This window comes from Kibdelosporangium persicum (assembly GCF_013280595.1).
Lineage (GTDB): Bacteria > Actinomycetota > Actinomycetes > Mycobacteriales > Pseudonocardiaceae > Kibdelosporangium > Kibdelosporangium persicum.
In genome coordinates this window covers 108,938-119,156 of record NZ_JAAATY010000031.1, presented here as the reverse complement: position 1 = coordinate 119,156, position 10,219 = coordinate 108,938, and the positions used below count along the sequence as shown (strand labels likewise).

Below are 10,219 nucleotides of genomic sequence, written 5' to 3'. Positions count from 1 at the left end.
GGGGTGCCTTGGTGGGTGGTCAATGCTGGAGTGGGGGTGGGGAGTGTGCCCGGTCGAACAGCAGTAGCCAGGCGTTGCGGTGGGGCCAGTGGGTGGGCAGGCGCAGGGTGGTGCGGCGTGCTTGGCGGGTGAGTTGGGCGGCCACGGTGATCAGGGTGCGGCGCAGGGTGGTGGTGTGGGCGCGGGCGAAGCGTCCGGTGGCCAGGCAGCCGGTGGCGCGCAGGAGGTTGTGGGTGATGGTGGCCAGGATCAGCCAGGCGGCGTTGGCGATGAAGGCGTGTGACGGGAAGTGGGTCAGGGTGCTGGTGGCGAGTTGGCCCAGGACGTGTTCGATGCTGCCGGCTCGTTGGCGGTGGCAGGCCTCGGCTTGGGTCTTTTCGAGTGGGGAGTTGGTGAGGATGGCGTGGTAGCGGTAAGCGGGGAATAGTGGTTGTTGGTCGGTGTGCGGGGTGGTGATGGGCACGCGGCGCACGATCAGCCGGAGGGTGGCTGGTCCGGTGGGGTGCCGGGTGATGTTGGTGAGAACGGTCAGGCTGGTCTCGGCGATCTCGGCGTGGGTGATCAGCTGCCCGGTGTCCTGGTCGCGGATGGGGGTGGCGAAGGTGACCGGTTGCCAGTGTGGTTCGGGGATGTCGTGGATGGCGGCGGTGACGTTGCCGCTGTGGCGTGCGGTGATGGAAAACCATGCGCCGGCCGTGATCACCTCGGTGATGACCTCGCCGTTGAAGAACGCCGAGTCCATGCGTACCAGGATGGGGCCGGTCGCGCCGCAGGCTCGGGCGGTGGTCAGCGAGCGGCGCAGCAGGCTGGCGGCGTTGCGGGCGGAGTGGGCGTTGCCGCCGCGTAGCCGGCTGTCGAGGATCACCGGAGCGGCCAGCGGGGTGCCCAGCGTGATGAGTTGGTAGTCCAGGCCGAACAGGTTCTTGTGCCCGTACGCGGCACCTTGTTTCTTGCTGTGCACCTGCTGGGTTTTGGAATCCATGTCCACAAAGGCCAGCTGATCGACGCCGGGCAGCAGCGGGGTCTGGGCGGCCAGCCTGACCAGCACCCCGTGAGCCACGTGCTGCAACTGGGTCAGGTGACCGATGCCGAAATACCGCAGGAAGCTGCCCAGCGTGGACGGTGCCCTGATACCGTCGAACAGCAGCGGCAGCCCGCCATGGCGGATCACGTCCAGATCGTCGATCGAGTCCGCGCCACAGACCATGCCCGCCACGATCGACGCGATCTTCGCGCCGGCGTTGGCGCCGATCGAGCCACCCAGCCGGACATGCCTATCGGCCAGCTCAGACAGGCCCGCATCCTGCGCTAATCGCATCGCCGGCACCAGCCCGGCCTGCGACACCAACGTCGGATGGTCGAACCTCGCGTCAATCCCACCACGGGTATGCGATGCTTTCACTTAACAGGTGCCCTCTTCTGTGATGGCTTGTTCCCTAGACAAGAACAATCATCCCAGCTCAGAGGGCACCTGCCCGTCTACGACATACCCACCACCAACACATTCACCGGTGGATCAGGGTTAGAACACGGATAAACGCTCACGAGGGGTGAGCTGGGATTACCTGCCGGGGCGGGTCAGGCCCTGGTCCGCCGCGCCCCGGGACAGCACGACCTGCTCGGTGCGTTCGATCGCCTCGGTACGGCGGGCGTTCGCGTCGCCGCGGGTCAGGTCGAGCAGGCGGATCGGCGGGCCGAGGTCGATCAGGGTCGGCAGGTACTCGGCCTTGTCCACGGTCCAGCCCGAGCCGTCGCGGACGAAGTGGAACCGCGCGATCGCGCCTTCCTCGGACACGCCACGCGGGTCCGCGTGCTTCGCGATGTGGTTGCCGAGGCCGTAGGCGACCCACTTGCCGTTGATCTTCTCGAAGGGCTGCACCACGTGCGCGTGGTGGCCGATGATCAGGTCGATGTTCGGGTCGGCCAGCAGTTTCTGGGCGTCCCGGCGCTGCGCCGCGGTCGGCTCGTGCACGAACTCGGTGCCCCAGTGCAGGCTGGCGATCACGACTTCCGCGCCCGCCGACCTCGCGGTCTTGGCGGCGGTGATCACGTCGTCGGCCTTCAAGGTGTTGGACAGCCACGATTTGCCCGCGGGCAGTTGCTTTCCGTTGAACCCGAAGGTGTACGAGACGTGCCCGACCTTTGTTCCGCGTACGTCCAGGACCAGGGGACGCTTGGCCTCGTCGGACGTACGAGCCGAGCCGGTGTGTTTGATGCCCGCGTTGTCGAGGGTTTCCAGCGTGCGGCTGATGCCTGTTTCGCCCATGTCGAGCGTGTGGTTCGAGGCCGTTGAGCAGTCGTCGTAGCCCGCGTCGGCCAGTGCTTCGGCGACCTCGGGCGGGGCGTTGAACTCCGGGTAGCCCTTGAACGGGCCGGTCGCGGCGGCCAGCGGCACTTCGAGGTGGCAGATCGCCAGGTCCGCCGCGCTGATCGTCGGCTTGACGCCCGCGAAGATCTGCCGGTAGTCACGTTTCCCCTGGCCGTCCTCGGTCGCCTGGTCGGTCAGCGCCGGGTGGATCAGCACGTCACCGGTCGCGACCACGGTGAATCCCGCCGGCTCCGGCTTGGCGGTGTCCGACAGTTTCTCCGGCGGCGCGTCGGGCACGGAGATCCTGGGGTTCGCCGTGCCACCGGTCGCGCACCCCGCGGCGAGCAGGGCGGTCGCGCAGAACGTCGCGAGCAGTGGCCGTCGCATGCGCGCCATCCTGCCAGGAGATTATTTCCGGCGTCGGCGGGATAGCAGAAACAGCACCACCAGCGCGGCGACCACCAGCGGCAACACCCGTTTGAGCACGGGAGATCCGGCGTATTCCAGCAAGTCGACGGCTTCGGCCGACTGCTGGTCCGGTACGACGCGTAGCGGTTCGGACACCGCGGGTTCGTCGGGTTTGGCCGCCGGTGCCACGACTTCGGCCAGGTTGCGCGCGAACGTGTCCAGCAGCTTGCCGCCGACCTCGGCGATCATCCCACGGCCGAACTGCGCCGGTTTCCCGGTGATGGTCAGGTCGGTGGTCACCGCGCCGGTGGTCTGTCCGTCCTTTTCGGACAGCGTCACGGTGACGTCGGCGGACGCCGTGCCGCTGCGGGCGTCCTTGCCCGACGCGGTGATCCGGACCGTCCTGGTCTCCGTGCCGGTCTCGACGAACTCGCCCTTTCCCTTGTACAGCAGGGAGATCGGGCCGAGCTTGACCTTGACCGAACCGGCGAACGTGTTGCCGTCGACGCTGGTCAGGGTGGCGCCGGGCATGCACGGCGCCACCCGTTCCGGATCCAGCAGGGCCTGCCACACGACATCGACCGGCGCGTTGACGGTGAACTGATGTTCCAGTCGCACAGGCCCAGTCTCCTTATCCGATGGCGGCGCTCAGCGCACGACCGGTGAGCACACGAGCAAGATGGCTACGGTACTCGCCATCGGCGTTGCCGTCACTGGCCGGACTGGTGCCGTTGGCGGCGTGTTCGGCCGCCGCCTTGATGTTCTCCGCTGTCGCAGCCTGGCCGACCAGAGCCTGCTCGACCGCACGGGCCCGCACGGGGACCGCGGCCATGTTGGTCAGGCCGATCCGTGCCTCGGCGATGGTCCCGCCGTCGGTGCGGACCATCGCGGCGACACCGACCATCGACCACGACTGCGCGACCCGGTGGAACTTCTCGTAGTGTGCGTGCCACCCGGTGTACTTGGGCACGCGCACCTCGACGAGCAGTTCGGCCGGGTTCATCGACGTGGTGAAGTAGTCGACGAAGAACTCCGACGCCGGCACGGAACGACGCCCGTCCATGCCGGCGACCACCATCACCGCGTCCATCGCCAGCGCCGGAGCGAGCAGGTCGCCCGCCGGGTCGGCGTGGGCGATCGAGCCGCCGAACGTGCCACGGTGCCGGACCTGCGGGTCGGCCACGGTGTCCGTCGCCGTCGCGATCAACAAAGCGTGCTCCCGCACCAACGGGTCCCGTTGTACCTCGTAGTGCGTGGTCATCGCGCCGATCACGATGGCGTCGCCGTCGTCGCGGATTCCGCGCAACTCCGGGATCCGGCCGATGTCGATCACCTTCGCCGGGGCCGCCAGCCGCATCCGCAGCACCGGCAGCAGGCTCTGGCCGCCCGCGATGACCTTGCCGTCGTCGCCCGCGTCGGCCAGTTCCCGTACCGCATCGTCCACTGTGGCCGGTGCGACGTAGTCGAACTGTGTGGGGATCACCGTGCACCTCCCTGGATCGCCTGCCACACGCGCATCGGCGAGCACGGCATCTCGATGTCGTCGACACCCATGTGCCGGACCGCGTCGATGACCGAGTTCACCACGGCCGGAGTGGACGCGATCGTGCCGGCCTCGCCGACTCCCTTGACGCCCAACGGGTTTGTCGTCGACGGCGTCTCGGTGCGGTCGGTCACGAACGTCGGCATGTCGGCCGCGGACGGAAGGTAGTAGTCGGCGAACGTGCCTGTGGTCAGCGTTCCGCTCTCGTCGTGCACGGCTTCCTCGTACAACGCCTGCGCTATGCCCTGGGCGAGGCCGCCGTGGATCTGGCCTTCGACGATCAACGGGTTGACCACCTTGCCGACATCGTCGACGCAGACGTACGACCGGATCGAGACGCGCCCGGTCTCAGTGTCCACTTCGGTCGCGCAGAGATGTGTCCCATGTGGATACGAGAAGTTCTCCGGGTCGAACGTGGCGTCGGAGTCCAGACTGGCCTCGTAGCCGTCCGGCAGGTCGTGCGCGGCGAACACCGCGAGCGCGACGTCCTGGATGCCGACGGACTGGTCGGTGCCCTGGACGGTGAACTTGCCGCCGGTGAACTCCATGTCGTCGACCGAGCATTCGAGCATGTGCGCGGCGACCGGTTTCGCCTTGTCCAGGACGCGCCGGGCGGCGAGGACAAGCGCGGTGCCGCCGACCGCGAGCGATCGGGACCCGTACGTGTCCATGCCTTTCGGCGAGAACTGCGTGTCGCCGTGCAGCACTTCGATGTCCTCGAACGGAACGCCGAGCTGGTCGGCCACGATCTGGCTCCATGCCGTCTCATGGCCTTGGCCGTGCGCGGACGAACCGGTGACCACTTCGACCTTGCCCGTGGGCAGCATGCGGATCGACGCGCTTTCCCAGCCGCCTGCGCCGTAGGCCAACGAGCCGAGCACGCGGGAAGGCGCCAGACCGCACATCTCGGTGTAGGTGGAGATGCCGATGCCGAGCTGGACGGGGTCGTTCGACGCGCGGCGCGCTTGTTGTTCCCGCCGCAGGCCGTCGTAGTCGAACAGCTGCTTGGCCCGTTCGGTCGCGGCTTCGTAGTTGCCCGAGTCGTACGTCAGGCCGGCGACCGTGGTGAACGGGAACTCGTCGTGCCTGATCCAGTTCTTCTCCCGCAGCTCCAACGGGTCCATGCCGAGTTCGGCGGCCAGCTCGTCCATCATCCGCTCGATCGCGAACGTGGCCTCCGGACGCCCGGCGCCGCGGTAGGCATCGGTGAGTGTCTTGTTGGTGAACACGTTCGTGCACGCGAACCGGTACGCGGGGATCTTGTAGATCGCGTTGAACATGAACGCGCCGAGCAGCGGAACACCGGGCCCGACCAGGCCGAGGTACGCACCCATGTCGGCGAGCAGGTCGACCTTCAGCCCGGTGACCATGCCGTCCCGGGTGGCCGAGATGGTGATGTCCTGGATCTGGTCACGGCCGTGGTGCGCGGTAAGCATGGCGTCCGAGCGGCTTTCGGTCCACTTGACCGGTTTGCCGAGTTTCCGGGCCACCAGTGCGGCCATCATCTCCTCGGGCAGCACGGCGATCTTGCCGCCGAAGCCGCCGCCGACGTCCGGCGCGACCACCCGGAGCTTGTGCTCCGGCACGCCGAGGGTCATCGCGGTCATCACGCGCAGGATGTGCGGGATCTGCGTGGACGACCAGACGGTCAGTTGCGGCCCGGTCGGGTCGACGACCGTGGAACGTGGCTCCATGAACGCCGGGATCAGCCGCTGCTGACGGAACCGGCGGGTGAGCTTGACCTCCGCGTCGCTGATCGCCTGCTCGACGTCGCCGCCGGTGCCGGCCTCACCGGAGTCGAAGACCCACAACGCGCTCCGGTTGGTGCCGAGGTCCTCGTGCACCAACGGCGCACCTTCGGCCAACGCGGCTTCCATGTCCAGCACGACGGGGAGATCCTCGTACTCGACCTCGATGTGCTCCAGCGCGTCCTCGGCTTCGGCCGCACTGCGCGCGGCCACGACGGCAACGCCCTCGCCCGCGAAGTTGACCTCGGTGGCGGCCAGGACCGGCCTGCGCGGGTGCCGCATGTCCGGCGTGATCGGCCAGGCGCACGGCATGCCGATCTCGCCGTCCGGGTCGAGATCCGTGGCCGTCAGAACCGCCACCACGCCTGGCATGTCGCGCGCAGCGGACGTGTCGATGCTGACGATCCTGGCGTGCGCCATGGGGCTGCGCAGCACCGCGAGGTGCAGCATGCCGGGCAACGTGATGTTGTCGGTCCACCGGGTGCGTCCGGTGATCAGTCGGGCGTCCTCCTTGCGGAGACGTGCTTTGCCTACCTCGGGTTCAGCGGTGGCGGTCATCAGCTACCGCCTCCGGTGTGGCTCGGCGCGCGCGAGGTGATCTCGGAGTCGCTGACCTGCTCGGCGACGGGACCCGCGCCGGGCGCCATCTTCGACGCGGCGTCGCGCACCGCGCGCACGATGTTCTGGTAGCCGGTGCAGCGGCAGAGGTTGCCCTCCAGGCCGTGCCGTACGGCGTTCTCGTCAGGGTCGGGATCGTCGGCGAGCAGGTCGATCGCCTGCATGATCATCCCGGGTGTGCAGAACCCGCACTGCAACGCGTGGTTGTCGTGGAACGCCTGCTGGACGGGATGCATCCGGCCGTCGCGGGCGAGCCCTTCGACGGTGGTGACCTCGCAGCCGTCGGCCTGGACCGCGAGGACGGAGCAGGACTTCACGCTGTGCCCGTCGAGATGCACGGTGCAGGCCCCGCAGTTGCTGGTGTCACAGCCGACTACTGTTCCGGTCTTGCCGAGCCGCTCGCGCAAGTAGTGCACAAGCAACATGCGGGGCTCGACATCGTCCGTGTACTTGGTCCCGTCGACGCTGACGGTGATCCGCATAGCGCCTCCAACGCTGACTCGGTGGTGGGCTCGGGAACGCGTGCGGGCGTGATCACCCTCACACCTGATCGAGCCTGCTACCGATTGCGTGGGCAATCAACCCCGAGTCGATCAAGAACCGCATTCACGGTGTTCCAGGCGGATCGGACCCGAAGATGCGGATCGGACTCTCGAAGATTGTCCGGCTCGCGCTCCTCGCGGGTGTGCGCCATCGTGAACGCCATGTACACGATGTCACGGGAACAGTGGTGGGACTTCGCGTCGGAAGGCACCCGGACCGGCAAGCTCGCCACGGTCCGGGCCAACGGCGCGCCCCACGTGGCGCCGATCTGGTTCCTGCTCAACGAGCAGGACGGCTACGACGAGATCATCTTCAACACCGGCGCCGAAACGGTGAAGGGCAAGGCATTGCGGCGCGATCCCCGGTTCTCGCTGTGCGTTGACGACGACACCCCGCCGTTCTCGTACGTGGTCTTCCAGGCGGAGGCGGTGCTCTCCGAAGACCTCGACGAGTCGCTGCTGTGGGCGACCCGGCTCGCGGCTCGGTACATGGGCGAGGAGCGGGCCGAGGCCTACGGGAAGCGCAACGCCGTCCCCGGCGAGTACCTGGTACGCGGCCGGATCACCAAAGTCCTGGCGCAGGGGGACATCGCCGACTGAGCTCCCCCTCGTGAGTGTTTATCAGGGTTAGAACCCCGATAAACACTCACGAGGTTGGTCAGTGCCAGCGGAAGTGCCAGCGGCGCAGGCGGATCAAGCCGCGGGAGAGCTGGGGGAGGGTGCCGGGGATGCGGGGGCAGAAGGACCTGTGTTCGTTGGCGATCACGAGGGCGTGGTGCAGTTCCGTCGGCGGCGCGGACACCGACAGCATCATCTCCCGGGCGCCCAGCATGACCAGGGTCGCGCCGAAGCGGTCCTCCCAGCTGCGCAGGATCGCCGAGATCCCCGGCCTGCCCAGCCGGGCCGGGACGTCCGCCGGGCGGTTGGCCTCCACCAGGCCGAGACGGTAGGCGGGGCGCTTGTTGGCCAGCAGCACCGCACCGGTGATGCCCGCTTCGGCCTGCGGGTCGTGCCGGTCGACCGCGCGCCGGGCCGATTCGGGCACGAAGGAGACCTCGGGCGGGATGCCGAGGCCGCCCGAGGGCACGAGCACTGGCCACAGCCGGGTCCGCGGGTACTCCGCCACCCGGTCGAGATAGGCATGCGGATCGGTCAGGACCGAGTCGGTCAACCAGATCTCACCGTGCCAGCTGCCCAGTGCTGCCGGAGCGATCGTCATAGCCGTCATAGCGAACCCCTCGCCTCGAACGTGTGTTCGAATATAACGCTAGCGGAGGGGTCCGACAATCCGGATTCAGCCGATCTCGCCAACCGGCGGTCCGAGCAGGTCGTCGGCGTCCACGATGGTGTACGCGTAGCCCTGTTCGGCCAGGAAACGCTGCCGGTGAGCGGCGTATTCGGTGTCCAGGGTGTCCCGGGAGACCACCGAGTAGAAGTGCGCCTGGCGCCCGTCGGTCTTCGGCCGCAGCAGCCGGCCGAGGCGCTGGGCCTCCTCCTGACGTGACCCGAACGTGCCGGAGACCTGCACCGCCACCGAGGCCTCCGGCAGGTCGATGGAGAAGTTCGCGACCTTGGAGACCACGAGCGTGGGCAGCTCGCCGTTGCGGAACGCGTCGAACAGCGCCTCCCGCTCCTTGTTCTTCGTCGAGCCCTGCACGATCGGCGCGTTCAGTTCCGCTCCGAGCTCGTCGAGCTGGTCCAGGTACGCGCCGATCACCAGCGCGGGCTCGCCGGGGTGCTTCTCCAGGATGTTGCGCACGACCGGCAGCTTCGTCCGCGCGGTTGAGCAGATCTTGTAGCGCTCCTCCGGCTCGGCCGTCGCGTACTTCAGCCGCTCGGCGTCGGTCAGCGTCACGCGCACCTCGGTGCATTCGGCCGGCGCGATCCAGCCCTGGGCCTCGATGTCCCGCCACGGCACGTCGTAGCGCTTCGGGCCGATCAACGAGAACACGTCGCCCTCACGCCCGTCCTCCCGCACCAGCGTCGCCGTGAGCCCCAGACGCCGCCGGGACTGCAGGTCCGCGGTCATCCGGAAGACCGGCGCGGGCAGCAGGTGGACCTCGTCGTACACGATCAGGCCCCAGTCGCGGGAATCGAACAGCTCCAGGTGCCGGTACTCGCCCTTGGTCTTGCGCGTGATCACCTGGTACGTGGCGATGGTGACCGGCCGGACCTCCTTGCGCTCGCCGGAGTACTCGCCGATCTCCTCCTCGGTCAACGAGGTCCGTGCGATCAGTTCACGCTTCCACTGCCGCCCCGCGACCGTGTTCGTCACCAGGATCAGCGTGGTCGCCTGGGCTTCGGCCATCGCTGCCGCACCGACCAGCGTTTTGCCTGCGCCACAAGGCAGTACGACGACACCCGAGCCGCCGGCCCAGAACGTCTGGGCCGCGGTGCGCTGGTAGTCGCGCAGCTGCCAGCCGTTCTCCTCCAACGCGATCGGATGCGCCTCACCGTCGACATAACCCGCCAGGTCCTCGGCGGGCCAACCGACCTTCAGCAGGACCTGCTTGAGACGGCCGCGCTCGCTCGGGTGCACGACGACCGTGTCCTCGTCGATCCGCGCGCCGAGCATCGGCGAGACCTTCTTGTTGCGCAGCACCTCTTCCAGCACCGCACGGTCGAGCGCGTTCATCACCAGGCCGTGCGCCGGGTGGTGCAGCAGTTGCAACCGGCCGAACCGGCCCATCGTGTCGACCACGTCGATCAGCAACGGCTGCGGCACGGGGTATCTGGAGAACCGCGAGAGGGCGTCGACGACCTGTTCGGCGTCGTGCCCGGCCGCGCGGGCGTTCCACAGTGCCAGCGGTGTCACCCGGTAGGTGTGCACGTGTTCGGGCGCACGCTCGAGCTCGGCGAACGGCGCGATGGCCATCCGAGCCTCGTCGGACAGTGGATGATCGACTTCGAGCAGCAACGTCTTGTCGGACTGCACGATCAGCGGGCCGTCGGTCACTGTGTGAAACAACTCCTCATCCGCGGGACACCCCAGTGTGCCAACACCGCGAGCGAGCGCAAAAATCCCGGTCAATCGGGCCTGACGCCCCGCGGC

General features: G+C 68.1%; 9 protein-coding genes. 1 reads left to right on the top strand and 8 read right to left on the bottom strand.

The features are described from left to right. Positions 1–19: 19 nt before the first annotated feature. From GC106_RS37850 to GC106_RS37825, 6 genes are all read right to left on the bottom strand, one after another. Positions 20–1,402, bottom strand: a complete 1,383-nt coding sequence (locus GC106_RS37850; protein WP_312872492.1) for an IS1380 family transposase — start codon at positions 1,400–1,402, stop codon at positions 20–22. Between the two features lie 159 nt (positions 1,403–1,561). Next, positions 1,562–2,695: a CapA family protein gene (locus GC106_RS37845; RefSeq protein WP_173140531.1), complete on the bottom strand. Its 1,134-nt coding sequence runs from the start codon at positions 2,693–2,695 to the stop codon at positions 1,562–1,564. A 21-nt stretch (positions 2,696–2,716) separates the two neighbouring features. Next, on the bottom strand, positions 2,717–3,334 hold the full coding sequence (locus GC106_RS37840) for an SRPBCC family protein (protein WP_173140529.1): 618 nt from the start codon (positions 3,332–3,334) through the stop codon (positions 2,717–2,719). A gap of 13 nt (positions 3,335–3,347) precedes the next feature. Next, on the bottom strand, positions 3,348–4,199 hold the full coding sequence (locus GC106_RS37835) for an FAD binding domain-containing protein (protein WP_173140527.1): 852 nt from the start codon (positions 4,197–4,199) through the stop codon (positions 3,348–3,350). Beyond that, positions 4,196–6,565: a xanthine dehydrogenase family protein molybdopterin-binding subunit gene (locus tag GC106_RS37830; RefSeq protein ID WP_173140525.1), complete on the bottom strand. Its 2,370-nt coding sequence runs from the start codon at positions 6,563–6,565 to the stop codon at positions 4,196–4,198. The genes GC106_RS37835 and GC106_RS37830 overlap by 4 nt, the downstream gene beginning before the upstream one ends. After that, positions 6,565–7,107 carry a (2Fe-2S)-binding protein gene (locus GC106_RS37825; protein WP_173140523.1) on the bottom strand — a complete coding sequence of 181 codons (543 nt, stop codon included), beginning with the start codon at positions 7,105–7,107 and terminating at the stop codon, positions 6,565–6,567. The genes GC106_RS37830 and GC106_RS37825 overlap by 1 nt, the downstream gene beginning before the upstream one ends. 222 nt (positions 7,108–7,329) lie before the next feature. Between GC106_RS37825 and GC106_RS37820 the strand changes: the two genes are divergently transcribed. Beyond that, entirely contained in the window at positions 7,330–7,767 is a 438-nt protein-coding gene (locus tag GC106_RS37820) for a PPOX class F420-dependent oxidoreductase (RefSeq protein WP_173140521.1), read from the top strand. 58 nt (positions 7,768–7,825) lie between these two features. Here GC106_RS37820 and GC106_RS37815 read toward each other — a convergent pair whose 3' ends face one another. Both GC106_RS37815 and GC106_RS37810 read right to left on the bottom strand, forming a co-directional pair. Next, positions 7,826–8,395, bottom strand: a complete 570-nt coding sequence (locus GC106_RS37815) for a DUF4253 domain-containing protein (protein WP_173140520.1) — start codon at positions 8,393–8,395, stop codon at positions 7,826–7,828. A 66-nt stretch (positions 8,396–8,461) separates the two neighbouring features. Next, positions 8,462–10,123, bottom strand: coding sequence for a DNA repair helicase XPB (locus GC106_RS37810; protein WP_173140518.1), 1,662 nt, complete (start codon positions 10,121–10,123; stop codon positions 8,462–8,464). Between the last annotated feature and the right edge of the window lie 96 nt (positions 10,124–10,219).